This window comes from Aeromonas sp. QDB23 (genome assembly GCF_027707745.1).
GTDB lineage: Bacteria > Pseudomonadota > Gammaproteobacteria > Enterobacterales > Aeromonadaceae > Aeromonas > Aeromonas allosaccharophila.
The window spans coordinates 23,653-39,222 of the sequence record NZ_JAPCJA010000021.1 but is presented as its reverse complement, the minus strand read 5'-3'; the positions used below and the strand labels follow the sequence as shown (position 1 = coordinate 39,222).

The following is a 15,570-nucleotide window of genomic DNA, read 5'->3' as shown; positions in this document are numbered from 1 at the left end:
TTCTTTGTTAGCGGTAATTTGATGGCCGCTGACTAGAACCAGAAGCCGATGATAAAGGAGCCCGCCAGGGTCAGCATCACGTTGGCCACCGCATAGGTACCGGCGTAACCGAGCGCCGGAATGGAGCTGTTGGCGGCCTCGTTGACTACATCCATCGCCGGAGCGCAGGTACGGGCACCGGTGATGGCACCGAGCAGCAGGGCGGGGTTCATCTTGAGCACCCAGACCCCGAACAGATAGCCCACCAGCACCGGCAAGGTGGTCACCAGCATGCCGGAGAAGAGCACCACCATACCGACTTCGCTGAGGTGGTCGAGGATGCCGCCACCGGCTTTCAGACCCGTGCTCACCATAAAGACCGCCAGACCAAGATCTTTGGCCAATCTGAGCGCGCCGGGTGGCACATAGCCGACCGTCGGGTGGTTGGCCCGCAGGTAACCCATCAGGATCCCCGCCAGCAGCAGGCCGACGGCGTTGCCGAGGCCAAATTCGATCTGGCCGAACACCAGCGAGACGGAGCCGATCAGCAGACCGAGTACGAAGAAGGTGGTGAAGGCCACCAGATCCGTGGTCTGGCTGTGGATGCTGATAAAGCCGATCTTGTTGGCCAGCAGTTTGACCCGCTGCTTCTCGCCACTGATCTGCAACACGTCGCCTTTTTGCAACATGATGTTGCGATCGAACGGCATCTCGATCTGGGAGCGCACCACCCGGTTGAGGAAGCACCCTTTCTCGGTGAGGTTGAGCTCTACCAGATGGCGGCCCACCACGGAGTCGTTCTTTACCACGATCTCTTCCGTGACGATCTGCAGGTCGAGCAGGTTGCGGTCAAACACCTCTTTACCGTTGCGGTAGTTGACGTCCAGCTTCTCGTGGCTCTCGGGATAGCCCACCAGAGCGATCTCGTCCCCTTCCTGAATGACGGCGTCACCATCCGGGCTTGCCAGAATGCCGTTGCGGCGGATCCGCTCCACATAGCAGCCGGTATGGGGATAGATGCCGGTTTCGCGCAGGGTACGGCCACCGATCCAGGCCGCCAGCTCGGGGCCGACCCGGTAGGCGCGGATGATGGGCAGATAGGTCTTGCGACTCTCGCTGTCGGAGAGACCCCGCTCGCGGGCGATTTTTTGCGCCTCGGTATTGAGGTCGAGGCGAGCCAGCGAGGGGAGGTAGCGCACCACCAGCATCAGCCCCACCAGGCCCACCAGATAGGTCAGGGCGTAGCCGATACCCATGTTGTCGAGCACCGCCTGCATATCGGTTTGATGGGGCAGGTTGAGCAGACCGCTGCGCAGGGCATCCTGGGCACCCACCAGCGCCGGTGTCGAGGTGAGGGATCCTGCCAGGATCCCCGCCGCCATGCCCGGCCCCAGATTGAAGAACTTGGCGAGCCCCACCGTCAGCAGCAGGGCTGTCAGCAAGATCACCAGGGTCAGGGTGATGTAGTGGATGCCGTCGCGCAGGAAGACGCTGAAGAAGTGCGGGCCCGCTTCGATCCCCACACAGAAGATGAACAGCATAAAGCCGACATTTTCAGTGGTGGCTGCAAATTCGAAGCCCATCTGGCCGAACAGCAGGGCGGTGAACAACACGCCGATGGTGTTGCCAATCTGGAAGTTGCCAAGACGAACTTTGCCCAGCAGCAGGCCGAAGGCCAATACCACGAACAGCAGCAGGGAGTCGCTTTGATGTAGCAGTGTCACGAAATCTATGGTCATGCCCGGAAAAACCGAGGAAAAATGTGGGGTCGATATTGTGCCGGATCTATCCCCAATAAAGAAGCGCAACGGGACGATTAATCGGACGTTATCGGACGCTATTTGCGGAGCAGGTGGCGGGATAGGGAGACAAGCGGATGAAATCAGGAGGTTTTTGCTGCCACAGCGGATGTCAATTAGTGAAAAATGCTGCCCGCTACCGACGCGGCCCGGTCGTGGGCAATATTATAGATTCTGCTGTCCAGCCGATCGTCGGAGCGCAGTTTCGGCATATTCAACCACAGGTGAGCCGCCGTGCTAACCATGCAAATATCGCTTGATTTTATCCGCTTGCTCACGGGGAAAGGGCTGGCAAAAAGATGTCTCAGGAAAGTGCCAATAGAGCCTGTTGCCGGCCTGTTACAGCGGCCGCGGCAAAACAGCATAAAATCAGGTTTGCCAGCAAAATGGCTCCTCGCCGGGCGCCATCACGGGCAATCCCGCGTCCTGACAGGGCTTGCTGCACTTACCCACAGAATCTGTGGATAACCCTGTTTATGAATCCTGTTCATCGCCCGCAAAGCCGCGCCACTACTGGGGTGCAAGTGCTGTTCAAAAAATACCGTAAGAAAAATGTTTGTATAAAAATCAAATAGTTAGAAACGACAGGAGAAAACTCTGTCGGGCCGGAACGGGTAACAAAAGGGAGCGTCAGCAGCAAGAGGGATCTTGTGCATTAAAATTGGCAGGAGAGGGCACTAAAGTGGATAACTTGCACCGAGATGGTGAGGAATTGGCTCCCCCGACTGGACTTGAACCAGTGACATACGGATTAACAGTCCGCCGTTCTACCGACTGAACTACGGGGGAACATCGAGCAAGGAGGAGCACTATACAGAAGGTGCCAAAGGTGGTCAAGCCATTCGCGTGGGTGATGGCGCGGGTGTACCACTGCTAAACCCTCGGTTACACTGCTCCTCTGCTGTTTTGTGTCGGGAGTGTTCATGAGCAAATTGTTCAAGTTAGCCAGCCAGTTTCAACCCGCCGGGGATCAGCCCACGGCGATTGCCCAACTGCTGGATGGCATCGAGTCGGGGCTGGCCCACCAGACCCTGCTCGGGGTGACCGGTTCGGGCAAGACCTTCACCATGGCCAATGTCATCGCCACCCTGAACCGCCCGACCATGATCCTGGCGCCCAACAAGACCCTGGCCGCCCAGCTCTATGGCGAGATGAAGGAGTTCTTCCCCGACAATGCGGTGGAGTATTTCGTCTCCTACTACGACTACTACCAGCCCGAAGCCTATGTGCCGACCACCGACACCTATATAGAGAAGGATGCCTCCATCAACGATCACATCGAGCAGATGCGATTGTCGGCCACCAAGGCGCTGCTGGAGCGGCGTGATGTGGTGATCGTCGCCTCGGTGTCGGCCATCTATGGTCTGGGGGATCCCCAAGCCTATCTCAGCATGATGCTGCACCTGAAACTGGGGGATGTGATCAACCAGCGGGATATCCTGCGCCGCCTCGCCGAGCTGCAGTACACCCGCAACGACATGGCCTTCCAGCGCGGCACCTTTCGGGTGCGCGGCGAAGTGATCGACATCTACCCTGCGGAATCGGACAAGCTGGCGCTGCGGGTGGAGCTGTTTGATGAGGAGGTGGAGCGGCTCTCCCAGTTCGATCCCTTGACTGGCGCCATCGAGCAGACGGTAGTGCGCTACACCATCTACCCCAAGACCCACTACGCCACCCCGCGCGAGACTATTCTGGGGGCCATCGAGCATATCAAGGAGGAGCTGCGCAGCCGCCGCGAGCAGCTGTTGTCCCTCAACAAGCTCGTGGAAGAGCAGCGCATCAGCCAGCGCACCCAGTTCGACATGGAGATGATGCAGGAGCTGGGCTACTGCTCCGGCATCGAGAACTACAGCCGCTACCTCTCCGGCCGGGCACCGGGGGAGCCACCGCCCACCCTGTTTGACTACCTGCCGGGGGATGGTCTGCTCATCATCGATGAATCCCACGTCACGGTGCCGCAGATCGGCGCCATGTTCAAAGGGGACCGCTCCCGCAAGGAGACCCTGGTGGAGTACGGCTTCCGGCTCCCCTCGGCGCTGGACAACCGGCCGCTCAAGTTTGACGAATTTGAAGCGCTGATGCCGCAGACGGTGTTTGTCTCGGCGACCCCCGGCCCTTACGAGCTGGAGAAGTCGGGCGGCGATGTGGTGCAGCAGGTGGTGCGCCCCACCGGTCTGCTCGATCCGGAGATCGAGGTGCGTCCGGTGACCACCCAGGTGGACGATCTGCTCTCCGAGATCCGCAAGCGGGTCGCGGTGGAGGAGCGGGTGCTGGTGACCACCCTGACCAAACGGATGGCGGAAGACTTGACCGAGTATCTGGCGGAGCACGACGTCAAGGTGCGCTACCTGCACTCCGATATCGATACGGTCGAGCGGGTGGAGATCATCCGCGACCTGCGCCTTGGCAAGTTAGATGTGCTGGTGGGCATCAACCTGTTGCGGGAAGGTCTCGACATGCCGGAGGTGTCGCTGGTGGCGATTCTTGATGCGGATAAAGAGGGCTTCCTGCGCTCGACCCGCTCGCTGATCCAGACCATCGGCCGCGCGGCGCGCAACCTCAACGGCAAGGTCATTCTCTACGGCGATACCATCACCAACTCGATGAAGGTGGCGATCGAGGAGACCGAGCGGCGCCGCGCCCTGCAACATGCCCACAACCTCAAGCACGGCATCACCCCCAAGGGGCTCAACAAGTCGGTGGGGGACGTGATGGACATGGGGGGCAGCCGCAGTGCAGGCAAAGCAGGCAAGGGGAGTCGCAAGGCCGCCGAGCCGCAAGGGGAGTACCACGCCCGCTCAGCCAGCGAGATTGCCAAAGAGATCAAACGGATGGAGGAACAGATGTTCCAGCATGCCCGGGATCTGGAGTTCGAACAGGCGGCGGCACTGCGGGATCAGATCCAGCGGCTGCGCAGCGAGTTGATCGAGTCATGAGCCGCAAACGCTGGCTTATCTGGCAGCGATTGCGTCGTCTCTATCAGGGTTTTCGCCACCCTGCCACCCCCTGGTGGGCGAAGGGACTGGTGATCCTTATCCTGCTCTATGGCATCAGTCCGGTGGATCTTGTTCCCGACGTGGTGCCCTTGCTGGGTTGGTTCGATGATGTGACCCTGCTGCTGGTGTTGTTGTGGGGCTGGGAGCGTTGCCTGCCCCCCGCCGTGCGCAGCGATCTGGAGTCGGCGCCTCATACATAGGGAGGTCCGCTTCTTCGGGTTGCTCCTGATGCATCGCGTGGCAAGCTGCGGTAAAACGGTTTTATTTGACCTCTGCCGCAGCGGGATAAAAAAGAGGCAGTTCCGAAGATTGTGACCCGGATCGCATTGGCGTAGACTCCACGCCGTTCACTTTATGGATATGGAAAAAATGGATCTGATCCTCTTTGCTATCGACTTTATCCTGCACGTTGATGTGCATTTGAAAGAGCTGTTCGAGAACTATGGCGTCTGGGTTTACGCCATCCTGTTTCTGATCATCTTCTGTGAAACCGGGCTGGTAGTGACGCCGTTCCTGCCGGGTGACTCCCTGCTGTTTGCCGCCGGTGCCCTCACCGTGGGCAGCGTGCTGGACGTCCACACCCTGGCCGGGGTACTGATCATCGCGGCCGTGCTGGGCAATGTAGTCAACTACACCATCGGCCACTTCTTCGGTGAGCAACTGTTCCGCAATCCCGATTCCAAAATCTTCCGTCGCGACTATCTGGACAAGACTCACGCCTTCTATGCCAAGCATGGCGGCAAGACCATCATCATCACCCGCTTCTTGCCCATCGTGCGGACCTTTGCGCCGTTCGTGGCAGGGATGGGGGCCATGACCTATCCCCGTTTCCTGGCGTTCAATCTGGTCGGCGGTCTGCTGTGGGTACTCTCCTTCGTCTATGCTGGCCACTTCTTCGGCAATCTGCCAGTGGTGCGTCAGAACTTTACCCTGCTGATCTTCGGCATCATCGGCATCTCGCTGTTGCCCATGGTGATTGGCGCGGTCAAGGCCAAGATGGGTGCTGCCAAGGCGTAATCAACGGTCAGACAAAACACGGTCAGACAGAACGAGAAGGGGGAGCCACAATGGCTCCCCCTTTTTAGTTCCACGCAGAGATGCAGATCAGTTGCAGCAGCGTCCTTTCACCAGATTGCCGATGGCCACCACGGTGAAGACCAGCAGATAGGCGGCGAAGATGACGACCAGCCACTGGGGCATGGAGTAACCGAAGAACTGCCAGGTGATCTGGGCACAATCCCCTTCCGGCATAAAGAGCCAGGGGAGCCACTGATCGAGCGGGGCCCAACTCGGGAAGTCGGCAAACGGGCTGCAGACGTTGAACGGGGAGGGGTTAACCTGATAGTCCACATGCTGGAGGGCCAGCTGGAAGCCGCGGAAGGCACTGTAGCCCCACAGCAACATGGCGCTCCAGCGAACATACCACTTATCCGGCGCCACCATGCCGAGCAGACCGGCGGCCAGCACACCCAGGGTCGCCAACCGTTCGTAAACGCACATTACGCACGGGGAGAGGCCCAGCACATGCTGGAAGAAGAGGGCGCACAACTCGAGGAACAGGGCTGATGCTGCCAGCAGACCCCAGGCCAGCCGATGGGCGGCGATACGGCGGAGAAACTCGATCATCTCATTGATCTCTCAGAAAAAACAGTGGCTGAATTAGAGCAGAGCGGGGCAGAAAAGAAAAGGGCCCTGAAGGGCCCCCGGGATCCGTAGTCACGGATTAATGAAGCGCTGGCTGCACTGCCGGCAGCGCACTCTCCATCACCAGCCATCCGTGCTGATAGAACCACTCGGTGGTCGGGGCGAGCAGCAACTCCACGGCGAAGAAGCCGACCAGTCCCAGCACTATGGTATAGGGCAGCGCCATCCAGACCATGCGGCCATAAGAGAGGCGCAGCAGCGGCGCCAATGCCGAGGTGAGCATGAACAGGAAGGCGGCCTGACCATTGGGGGTGGCGACCGATGGCAGGTTGGTACCGGTGTTGATGGCCACCGCCAGCAGATCGAACTGGGCGCGGTCGATGGCGCCATTGATCAGCGCAGTCTTCACCTCGTTGATATAGACGGTGCCAACGAAGACGTTGTCACTGACCATGGAGAGCACCCCGTTGGCCAGATAGAAGAGGGCCAGCTGATTCTCCGGTTTGGCTGCCAGTACCAGCTGGATCACCGGTTTGAACAGCTGCTGATCGATGATGACGGCGACCACGCTGAAGAAGACGGCCAGCAGGGCGGTGAAGGGGAGCGCCTCCTGGAAGGCCTTGCCCAGTGAGTGCTCCTCGGTGATCCCGGTCAGGGAGGTGGCCAGCACGATGACCGAGAGGCCGATCAGGCCAACGGCTGCCAGGTGCATGGCCAGACCGACGATCAGCCAGACCGCAATCAATGCCTGAACGATCAGCTTGGCCTTGTCTTGCTGGCTGCGTTTTGCCTCTTCGTAGCGGTTGTACTCCTCCATGATGGATCGCACCGTGTCCGGCAGGCGGGCACCATAGCCAAACCAGCGGAACTGTTCCACCAACACGCAGGTCAGCAGACCGCAGATAAAGACCGGGATGGTCACGGGGGACATGCGAATGGCAAATTCGCCGAAGTTCCAGCCAGCCTGCTCGCCGATGATGAGGTTTTGCGGCTCGCCCACCAAGGTGCAGACACCGCCCAACGCGGTACCGATGGCGGCATGCATCATCAGGCTGCGCAGGAAGGCGCGAAAATCGTCGAGATCCTGGCGATTGCGCTCGGCGACTTCCTCGTCATGGCTATGGTCGTGGGGATGGCCGAACTCCTTGCCGGAGGAGACCTTGTGATAAATGGCATAAAAGCCGGTGGCGACGCTGATCACCACCGCAATCACGGTCAGGGCGTCGAGAAAGGCCGACAGGAAGGCGGACACCAGACAGAAGGAGAGGGAGAGCAGGATCTTGGATCGCACCCCGATCAGCAGCTTGGTGAAGACATAGAGCAGCAGCTGCTTCATGAAATAGATGCCTGCCACCATGAATACCAGCAGCAGCAGCACTTCGATATTGGCGACCAGCTCGTGCTTGACCTGATCGGCGGAGGTCATGCCGATCAACACGGCTTCGATAGCGAGCAGACCGCCCGGTTGCAGGGGGTAGCACTTGAGGGCCATGGCCAGGGTGAAGATAAACTCAACGACCAGTAACCAGCCCGCAATGAAAGGATCGAGGTGGAAGGCGATCGGGTTGATCACCAGAAATAGCAAAATGGCGCTTTTGTACCACTGTGGTGCATTGCCCAAGAAGTTCTTGGCGAATGCCTGCCCTAGGCTTATTGGCATGATAATGGGTCTCAACTTTGTTGTTAGGATCTGCTTCTATGCAGTCAAGGATGATTCGACCTGTGCCTCCGGATGTTGGCCTTTATCTGTCTGATTCCTCGTGATTTTAATCAAAAAGCGTGACGATTATAAATGATAGCCGATGGATCTCTGCCCATGTGCCTGTTTTATAACCACCTTGTCGGGGTTGGCTGGCTCCCCTGTGGTGATTAAATACATATTACTAACACTATATTTGCCATATGTGAGCAGAGGACTGACCTTATGCTTGCCAGCCATCAGCGCTTTGATATCATTCGTCAGCCTTTTTACGCATTACAACAGAGTCAATTCATGGTTATAAAAGCGCAGAGCCCAGCAGGGTTTGCCGAGGAATACATCATCGAGTCCATCTGGAACAATCGCTTTCCTCCCGGATCTATTCTGCCCGCCGAGCGTGAATTATCCGAGTTGATCGGGGTGACGCGGACCACCTTGCGCGAAGTGCTGCAGCGACTGGCCCGTGATGGCTGGTTGACCATCCAGCATGGCAAGCCGACCAAGGTGAACAATTTCTGGGAAACCTCCGGCCTCAATATTCTGGAGACACTGGCCCGTCTGGATCAGGACAAGGTGCCGGATCTGGTGGCCCAGCTGCTCTCCGCCCGTACCCACATCTGCACCATCTTTATTCGCGGGGCGATCCGTCACAATCCGGAGCAGGCTGCCGAGATCCTGCGTGGCGCCGATGGAGTCGAGAACAACGCACAGGCTTATGCCGAGTTCGATTATCGCCTGCACCACCAGCTGGCGTTTGCTTCCGGCAATCCGATCTACGCCCTGATCCTGAACGGTTTCAAAGGGTTGTATAGCCGGGTCGGCAGCTACTACTTCTCCGACAAGCAGGCTCGCGAGACGGCTGATGCCTATTACAAGACCCTGCTCAATCTGGCCGAGACCAAGAACCACGAAGCCGTGTTCATGACGGTGCGTCAGTACGGTATCGAGTCCGGCAAGCTGTGGACCCGTCTGCGTCAGGACATGCCAAGCGATCTGTGCGACAACTGATCCCTTGCCTGTGCTGTCCAAGAAACGCGCCATCCGGCGCGTTTTTTTATCCTTCCGGTTTTGTGTCTATGCTTGATTGGCGGTGGTAATTGCTTGAACTGCATGGATATTTGGCCAAAAAGTTTGATCCAGCGCAAATGAACCCTGCATTTATCACTTTGGTGGCATAGGACCCAACCGCTGATTGAGGTCAAATGGAGGCATCAAGAGCGGAGCCAATATCCGCCAGAAGGAACACACCTTTCACCGGATGAAGGACACAACAATGAGTCTTCTTGAACACACCATCTGGACAGTACTGGGATACGGGGCCATGCCCTTTATCTTTCTGAGCGGATTCGTGGCGGTGGCAGTGACCTGTTGCATGCTGCTGAACGCGTTCGGAGTACAGTCCGCCGAGAAGTGAGTCGCTTCTCATGCCGCCAAATGCCAGTCTTCGGACTGGCATTTGTTTTTTGTGTCTTTTAAAGCACTTATCCCGGCAGGGAAGGGGAAATGTTTGGTCAGGATGGTCGAACCCGCCGCCGATTTTGATTACACTGGCGCCCGTATTTTTCAATCATCTTTCTCTTATCCAGGTGTTCAAGGTTTTCTATGGCTCTCAAGGCAACCGTATTCAAGGCCCAGATCAGTTTGTCTGATATGGATCGCAATCTGTATCAGGACTTCTCCCTCACGCTGGCCCGCCACCCCTCCGAAACCGATGAGCGGATGATGATCCGGCTGGCGGCTTTTGCCTGGCACGCCGCCGAGCGACTGGAGTTCACCAAGGGATTGAGCGCCGATGACGAGCCCGAACTCTGGTGCAAAAACTACTCGGACGAAATAGAGCTCTGGATCGAGCTGGGCCAGCCCGATGAAAAACGGCTGAAAAAAGCCTGCAACCGCGCCCGTCAGGTAGTGCTCTATCTCTACGGTGGCCGTGGCACCAGCGTCTGGTGGAAGCAGAACCAGGGCAAGCTGAGCCAGCACGACAACCTCAGCATCATCGAGCTCTCCGACAGCCAGACCCTGCCGCTTACCGCCATGGTCGAGCGCACCATGCACCTTACCTGCACCATTTCCGATGGTCAGCTCTGGGTCAGCAACGGCGCACTGGAAGTGACGCTGGATCCGGTGGTGCTGATGGGCAAACCGGCCCGCGAACTGTAACGGACGCCGCCCATGCTCAGCGCCCTGCTCAATATCGTCATTCCGGTGTTCGGGGTCGTCGGGCTCGGCGCACTCTATGGGCGATTGCGACCGGGGGCTGCCCTCGGTTACGTCAATCGGGCCAATATCGAGCTGTTTACCCCGGCGCTGGTCTTCTCCGCGCTGGTCAAGTATCCGCTGGCGCTGGCGGAGCATCTGCCGCTGATTGCGGCGGGGGCATTGGTTATTCTGCTACCCGGTCTGCTGCTCGCCCTGCTCAAACTCAAAGGGATTGAGCGGGCGGCGCTGATCTTGCCCGCCATGTTCCGCAATACCGGTAATCTCGGTATCCCCTTGATGGTGCTGGCGTTTGGCGAGCAGCAACTGGGGGCCATCGTGATCCTCTTTGTGCTCTCCAACCTGCTGCACTTCTCGGTCGGCATGTTTATCCTCTCGGCCAATACCTCCCGCTGGCTGTGGCTGCGCAGCCCTGTGTTGTGGGCCGCGCTGGCCGGTTTGCTGGTGGCCAACCTGCATATCACGCTGCCGGAATATGTGGTCACTACGGCCTCGCTGCTCGGTCAGATCTCGGTACCTCTGATGCTCTTTGCATTGGGCATTCGCCTGATGGAAGGGGAGCTCGATCACCTGGGGCTCGCGCTCAAGTGCAACCTGCTCTATCTGCTGGCGGGGGGATTATCGCTGCTGCTGGCGATCTGGTTGTTGCCCCTCAAGACGGAGTGGATCCCGCTGTTGATGTTGTCAGTTTCGCTGCCGCCAGCGGTGTTGAATTACATGCTTTGCGAGCAGTATCACTGTCAGCCGGACAAGGTGGCCAGCATCGTGCTCGGCGGCAATGCCCTCTCTGTGCTGGTGATCCCGCTGGCGGTCTGGCTCGCGCTCCATCTGCCGGGCTAAGCCGGAAGCCATCTTCTATATTTCTGTTTTTATTGGTTTTTATCCGCACATCAGAAGGTTCTGAGAATACCGCCCATTTTCCCTTTTCGTGATCCCCCCCGAAGTAGTTGCTCCTGATATCCCTTAGTATCTGGCCAGCATGACTCCCTTTAGGGGGAGGATAACAAGAACAAAAAGGAATGATGGATGAGATCCGTGAGCAACCAATGTCTGTTGATGCAGATCCAGCCTACCATCTTGCGCTTTGCCAAGATGCTGGCGAGTGTGCTGCAGCTTGAGGTCGAGATTGTGGATGCCGATATGGTTCGGGTGGCTGGCACCGGGCCCTATGGCAAGTTCTTCGGACGTCAGCTGGAGGGGGATTCCCGCCTGCTGCGCTATGTGATTGATAACCAGCGGGAGAAGATCGTTACCCACACCAGCGATGATCCGGTGTGTGACGGTTGTACCTGCAAGGAGAGCTGCCGTGAGCGCGCCTTCCTTGGGGTGCCCATCATGGTGGATGAGCGCTGTATCGGGGTGATCAGTCTGGTGGCCTTCAGCGACGAGCAGCAGGCGCGCCTCAACAACAATCTGCAGGATGTGTGTGATTATGTGCGCCACATCTCCACCATCTTTGTGGCCAAATTGCTCGATTCGCGCGGGCTGTCGGACGGGGTCAACAAGGTGTTCCTCAATCTGATGACCAACATGGATCAGGGCTGCCTGCTGCTCGATGACAAGAGTCAACTGCTCTACGCCAACGAAGCGGCGCTCCATCATCTGGGTTGCCAGCAGGAACAACTGCAGGGGCGCGAAGTGGGGATCCGTCCGCTCACCTTCTCCCGGCAGGGGCTGAGTGGCCATATCCAGCACATCATCACCTTCGAAGGACGTCAGGAGCTGATCATCGGCCAGTTGCACCATGTGCAGGGCCAACAGCTGTTTCTGATGGCGTTTCATCAGTCCCACTCCGGTCAGGTTCAGGAGCCGGATCCGGATGTGCGGATCGATCAGCTCATCGGCGAGAGCAAGCCGATGCGCACTCTCAAGCGGCTGCTGCACCGCATCGCCCAGAGTCCCTCCAGCGTGCTGATCTGCGGCGAGAGCGGCACCGGTAAAGAGGTGGTGGCCCGCGCCGTCCATCGCCTGAGTCCCCGTCAGGACAAGCCTTTTATTGCCATCAACTGTGCCGCCATTCCCGAACAACTGCTGGAGAGCGAGCTGTTTGGCTATGTGAAGGGATCCTTTACCGGCGCCTCCAGCGGCGGCAAGCAGGGCCTGATTCAGGCGGCCCATCAGGGCACCCTGTTCCTTGACGAGATTGGCGACATGCCGCTCACCATGCAGGCCAAGCTGCTGCGGGTGCTGGAGCTGCGGGAGGTGACCCCTATCGGGGCCAGCCGACCGGTGCCGGTGGATATTCGCATCATCGCCGCCACTCACCAGCATCTCGATCAATACATCGCCGAGGGGAAGTTTCGTGAGGATCTCTACTACCGCATCAACGTCATCCCCCTCAACCTGCCGCCACTGCGGGAGCGGGAAGGGGATGTGGAGCTGCTGACCCACTACTTCCTCAACCTGCACACCAGCCGTATTGGCATCGTCTATCCCGGTCTGGCACCCGAGGTGATGGCGCTGCTCAAGGGGTATCGCTGGCCGGGCAACGTCCGTGAGCTCAGCAACCTCATCGAATATCTGGTCAACGTCAGCCAGGCGGGCGAAGTGATCGACGCCAGCCTGCTGCCCCCCAACATCATCCGCAATCAGGAGCCCCATCGCGTGACGGCCCAGTCGATCCCGGTGACCAACCTGGATGCGGCATTCAATGTCCCTGCCGCCGCACCGCTCGCTGCCATGCAGGAGAAGCTGCCTGACTCTGTCCCGGGTGAGAGCGGCCTTGAGAGCATGGAAAAACAGATGATTGAAGAGACCCTGCTGCGGCTTGGCAACAAGAAATTGGCCGCACAGGCGCTGGGGATTGGGATTGCCACCCTCTATCGCAAGATAAAGAAGTACGAGATTGCCGTGCAGAGCTGAAGATCTGGCGGCGTCTATCCGGCCCGTGTCGTTTATCGGATGACACGGGCTTTTTATTGGAACAAGGCTCTGCGCCATTGCCCGGTCGGTGCTGAACGGATTGGCGGGAAGGGGCGTGGCTGGACAGAATGCAAAAAGCCCGCTCGATGAGCGGGCTTTTTTAATCTGGTGCGTCCTAGTGGATTCGAACCACCGACCCCCACCATGTCAAGGTGATGCTCTAACCAGCTGAGCTAAGGACGCAGGGTGCGCAATGCGACTTTTGACTTCTTTATGCAGGAAAGTGGTGGGTTTAATTGGATTCGAACCAACGACCCCTACCATGTCAAGGTAGTGCTCTAACCAACTGAGCTATAAACCCACATCTGCATTTCATTTAAACTGAATGGTGCGTCCTAGTGGATTCGAACCACCGACCCCCACCATGTCAAGGTGATGCTCTAACCAGCTGAGCTAAGGACGCATAATCAGTGTTCTGTAATGGTGCGTCCTAGTGGATTCGAACCACCGACCCCCACCATGTCAAGGTGGTGCTCTAACCAGCTGAGCTAAGGACGCATCACAGAAAAAGTGGTGGGTTTAATTGGATTCGAACCAACGACCCCTACCATGTCAAGGTAGTGCTCTAACCAACTGAGCTATAAACCCACTCGATGAAATGAATTCGAACCAACGACACAATCTTCACCATGCCAAGGTCATGCTCTGACCAACCGAGCAACAAACCCACTTCACTGCACCAGCAGTGCTGGCGTGGTCGGCATACTACCCATGCCCCCCAAGGCTGTCAACAGGCCATATGCACAAAGGAGACTGTTTGCCCAGTTCTTGCGCAGCCTGTTGATTTTGCAGGCGAGTTGTCGCTTGCCAAGCCCTGTTACTGGGCCCGAGACAGGGTGGTGCAGGCCTCTGGAGTGGCAAAACGGCCGTAGATGTAGCGCAATCTTGCCCCCAGCATCAGGGCAGCGCTGGTGAGGCCGACGATAAAGCCAATCCAGAAGCCCTGCGGCCCCATCCGCGGTACCAGCCAGTCGGTCAGACCCAGGATCATGCCGGTGGGCAGCCCCAGTCCCCAGTAGGCGACGATGGTGACGTAGAAGATCGCCTGGGTATCCTTGTAACCGCGCAGCGCAGCGGCCGCGACCACCTGCACCGAGTCGGAGAGCTGGTAGATGGCTGCGAAGAACAGCAAGGTGGCCGCCAGGGCGATCACCTGCAGGTCATCGGTATAGATGCTGGCGATGTGCTCCCGTAGCAGCACGGTCACCGTAGCGGTGAGTGCAGCGACACTCACGCCCAGCATAAGACCGGTGCGGGCGGCCACTCGGGCGTGATGGGGCTGGCCTTCACCGATGCTGTGGCCCACCCGGATGGTGACACCCACCCCGATGGAGAGTGGCAGCATAAAGACCAGACTGGAGAAGTTGAGCGCAATCTGGTGGCTCGCCACCGTTTCGGCGCCAAAGGGGGCCAGCATCAGCGCCACCACGGCAAACAGGGTCACCTCGCAGAAGATCGCCATGGCGATGGGGAACCCCAAGCGAAACAGGCGCCAGATCTGGCTGCCGTTGGGGCGAGCCAGCTGGGAGAAGAGACGGATCTCGGTGAAGTGACGGGAGAGCTTCACATAGAGGATCATCGCCAGCAGCATGGCCCACAGCACGATGGCGGTGGCGACACCACAACCCACCCCGCCCAGTTTCGGCATGCCGAAGTGGCCGTGAATGAAGATGTAGTTGGCGGGAATATTGACCGCCAGCCCGACAAAGCCGATCACCATGGTGGGCATGGTGTGGGAGAGTCCCTCGCTGAAGTTGCGCAGCACCTGGAACATCGCAAAAGCGGGCAGGCCCCACAGAATGGCATGCAGATAGCCGCTGGTCTTGGCGGCCATCACCGGCTCCACATCCATAAATTGCAACGCCAGCGGGCTGTAATAGAGCGCGATCATGGCCAGCGGGGTGACGATCAGTGTCAGCCAGAAGCCCTGATGAACGGCCGGGCGCACCTCTTCCCGTTTGCGAGCACCGTTAAGCTGGGAGACGATGGGGGTGAGCGCCATGATGATCCCCTGCACCAGCAGGATCACCGGTAGCCAGAAGCTGGACGCCACCGACACGGCCGCCAGATCGACCGCGCTCACCTGTCCCGCCATCACGGTATCGACGAAGTTCATGGCGACCTGGGCCACCTGGGCGACCAGAATGGGGCTGGCTAGACGGACGAGCTGCTTCGCCTCGGACCAATAACGTTGCACTGACACCTCCGAGTGGATCAGATAAGAGTAAAAAAGAGCGGAAATCGGGAAGAGCCTTTGCACTTTCGGACGAAAGTGCAAAGGGTGGGGGAGGCATTCTAGCCTGAAATTCATCCA

At 58.5% G+C, this 15,570-nt stretch carries 12 protein-coding genes and 6 tRNA genes; 8 read left to right on the top strand and 10 right to left on the bottom strand.

Annotation, left to right across the window (positions count from 1 at the left end):
• Nucleotides 1-32 precede the first annotated feature (32 nt).
• Nucleotides 33-1,718, bottom strand: coding sequence for an aspartate:alanine antiporter (locus PG888_RS11105; protein WP_042059020.1), 1,686 nt, complete (start codon nucleotides 1,716-1,718; stop codon nucleotides 33-35).
• A 773-nt stretch (nucleotides 1,719-2,491) separates the two neighbouring features.
• A tRNA-Asn gene (locus PG888_RS11100) sits at nucleotides 2,492-2,567 on the bottom strand.
• 134 nt (nucleotides 2,568-2,701) lie between these two features.
• Between PG888_RS11100 and uvrB the strand changes: the two genes are divergently transcribed.
• The 3 genes from uvrB to PG888_RS11085 all read left to right on the top strand — a co-directional run bounded on the left by uvrB (nucleotide 2,702) and on the right by PG888_RS11085 (nucleotide 5,791).
• Nucleotides 2,702-4,714 carry an excinuclease ABC subunit UvrB gene (gene uvrB / locus PG888_RS11095; protein WP_182939603.1) on the top strand — a complete coding sequence of 671 codons (2,013 nt, stop codon included), beginning with the start codon at nucleotides 2,702-2,704 and terminating at the stop codon, nucleotides 4,712-4,714.
• Nucleotides 4,711-4,974 (top strand): YkvA family protein, encoded by a 264-nt coding sequence (locus PG888_RS11090; RefSeq protein ID WP_182939604.1) that lies wholly within the window; start codon nucleotides 4,711-4,713, stop codon nucleotides 4,972-4,974. The genes uvrB and PG888_RS11090 overlap by 4 nt, the downstream gene beginning before the upstream one ends.
• Before the next feature lie 169 nt (nucleotides 4,975-5,143).
• Nucleotides 5,144-5,791, top strand: coding sequence for a DedA family protein (locus PG888_RS11085; protein WP_042657456.1), 648 nt, complete (start codon nucleotides 5,144-5,146; stop codon nucleotides 5,789-5,791).
• 87 nt (nucleotides 5,792-5,878) lie between these two features.
• Here PG888_RS11085 and dsbB read toward each other — a convergent pair whose 3' ends face one another.
• Both dsbB and nhaB read right to left on the bottom strand, forming a co-directional pair.
• A complete protein-coding gene (dsbB, locus tag PG888_RS11080) occupies nucleotides 5,879-6,400 on the bottom strand; it encodes a disulfide bond formation protein DsbB (RefSeq protein ID WP_058051550.1) in 522 nt (173 codons plus the stop codon).
• Between the two features lie 97 nt (nucleotides 6,401-6,497).
• Nucleotides 6,498-8,078 carry a Na(+)/H(+) antiporter NhaB gene (nhaB, locus tag PG888_RS11075; protein WP_182939605.1) on the bottom strand — a complete coding sequence of 527 codons (1,581 nt, stop codon included), beginning with the start codon at nucleotides 8,076-8,078 and terminating at the stop codon, nucleotides 6,498-6,500.
• 333 nt (nucleotides 8,079-8,411) lie between these two features.
• Here nhaB and fadR point away from each other — a divergent pair, with 333 nt between their 5' ends.
• From fadR to PG888_RS11050, 5 genes are all read left to right on the top strand, one after another.
• A complete protein-coding gene (gene fadR / locus PG888_RS11070) occupies nucleotides 8,412-9,125 on the top strand; it encodes a fatty acid metabolism transcriptional regulator FadR (RefSeq protein WP_042059071.1) in 714 nt (237 codons plus the stop codon).
• Nucleotides 9,126-9,390: 265 nt separating this feature from the next.
• Nucleotides 9,391-9,531 carry a TIGR02808 family protein gene (locus tag PG888_RS11065; RefSeq protein ID WP_005345965.1) on the top strand — a complete coding sequence of 47 codons (141 nt, stop codon included), beginning with the start codon at nucleotides 9,391-9,393 and terminating at the stop codon, nucleotides 9,529-9,531.
• Nucleotides 9,532-9,719: 188 nt separating this feature from the next.
• Entirely contained in the window at nucleotides 9,720-10,277 is a 558-nt protein-coding gene (locus PG888_RS11060; RefSeq protein WP_058051548.1) for a YaeQ family protein, read from the top strand.
• 12 nt (nucleotides 10,278-10,289) lie between these two features.
• Complete coding sequence (locus PG888_RS11055) at nucleotides 10,290-11,174, top strand: AEC family transporter (protein WP_058051547.1); 885 nt, start codon at nucleotides 10,290-10,292, stop codon at nucleotides 11,172-11,174.
• A 186-nt stretch (nucleotides 11,175-11,360) separates the two neighbouring features.
• A complete protein-coding gene (locus PG888_RS11050) occupies nucleotides 11,361-13,196 on the top strand; it encodes a sigma 54-interacting transcriptional regulator (protein ID WP_182939606.1) in 1,836 nt (611 codons plus the stop codon).
• 166 nt (nucleotides 13,197-13,362) lie between these two features.
• Here PG888_RS11050 and PG888_RS11045 read toward each other — a convergent pair.
• The 6 genes from PG888_RS11045 to PG888_RS11020 all read right to left on the bottom strand — a co-directional run bounded on the left by PG888_RS11045 (nucleotide 13,363) and on the right by PG888_RS11020 (nucleotide 15,453).
• A tRNA-Val gene (locus PG888_RS11045) sits at nucleotides 13,363-13,439 on the bottom strand.
• Between the two features lie 41 nt (nucleotides 13,440-13,480).
• Nucleotides 13,481-13,557 (bottom strand) — tRNA-Val (locus PG888_RS11040).
• Nucleotides 13,558-13,582: 25 nt separating this feature from the next.
• Nucleotides 13,583-13,659, bottom strand: a tRNA-Val gene (locus PG888_RS11035).
• Nucleotides 13,660-13,677: 18 nt separating this feature from the next.
• A tRNA-Val gene (locus tag PG888_RS11030) sits at nucleotides 13,678-13,754 on the bottom strand.
• A gap of 13 nt (nucleotides 13,755-13,767) precedes the next feature.
• Nucleotides 13,768-13,844 (bottom strand) — tRNA-Val (locus PG888_RS11025).
• Nucleotides 13,845-14,073: 229 nt separating this feature from the next.
• Nucleotides 14,074-15,453, bottom strand: coding sequence for an MATE family efflux transporter (locus PG888_RS11020; protein ID WP_139407851.1), 1,380 nt, complete (start codon nucleotides 15,451-15,453; stop codon nucleotides 14,074-14,076).
• Nucleotides 15,454-15,570: the final 117 nt, after the last annotated feature.

What these genes read in the sequence shown, in the direction of transcription:
- PG888_RS11050 (WP_182939606.1), top strand. Translation starts at nt 11,361, where the DNA reads ATGAGATCCGTGAGCAACCAATGTCTGTTGATGCAGATCCAGCCTACC.
- PG888_RS11065 (WP_005345965.1), top strand. Translation starts at nt 9,391, where the DNA reads ATGAGTCTTCTTGAACACACCATCTGGACAGTACTGGGATACGGGGCC.
- nhaB (WP_182939605.1), bottom strand. Translation starts at nt 8,078, where the DNA reads ATGCCAATAAGCCTAGGGCAGGCATTCGCCAAGAACTTCTTGGGCAAT.
- PG888_RS11090 (WP_182939604.1), top strand. Translation starts at nt 4,711, where the DNA reads ATGAGCCGCAAACGCTGGCTTATCTGGCAGCGATTGCGTCGTCTCTAT.
- uvrB (WP_182939603.1), top strand. Translation starts at nt 2,702, where the DNA reads ATGAGCAAATTGTTCAAGTTAGCCAGCCAGTTTCAACCCGCCGGGGAT.
- PG888_RS11105 (WP_042059020.1), bottom strand. Translation starts at nt 1,718, where the DNA reads ATGACCATAGATTTCGTGACACTGCTACATCAAAGCGACTCCCTGCTG.
- dsbB (WP_058051550.1), bottom strand. Translation starts at nt 6,400, where the DNA reads ATGATCGAGTTTCTCCGCCGTATCGCCGCCCATCGGCTGGCCTGGGGT.
- PG888_RS11085 (WP_042657456.1), top strand. Translation starts at nt 5,144, where the DNA reads ATGGATCTGATCCTCTTTGCTATCGACTTTATCCTGCACGTTGATGTG.
- PG888_RS11055 (WP_058051547.1), top strand. Translation starts at nt 10,290, where the DNA reads ATGCTCAGCGCCCTGCTCAATATCGTCATTCCGGTGTTCGGGGTCGTC.
- fadR (WP_042059071.1), top strand. Translation starts at nt 8,412, where the DNA reads ATGGTTATAAAAGCGCAGAGCCCAGCAGGGTTTGCCGAGGAATACATC.
- PG888_RS11060 (WP_058051548.1), top strand. Translation starts at nt 9,720, where the DNA reads ATGGCTCTCAAGGCAACCGTATTCAAGGCCCAGATCAGTTTGTCTGAT.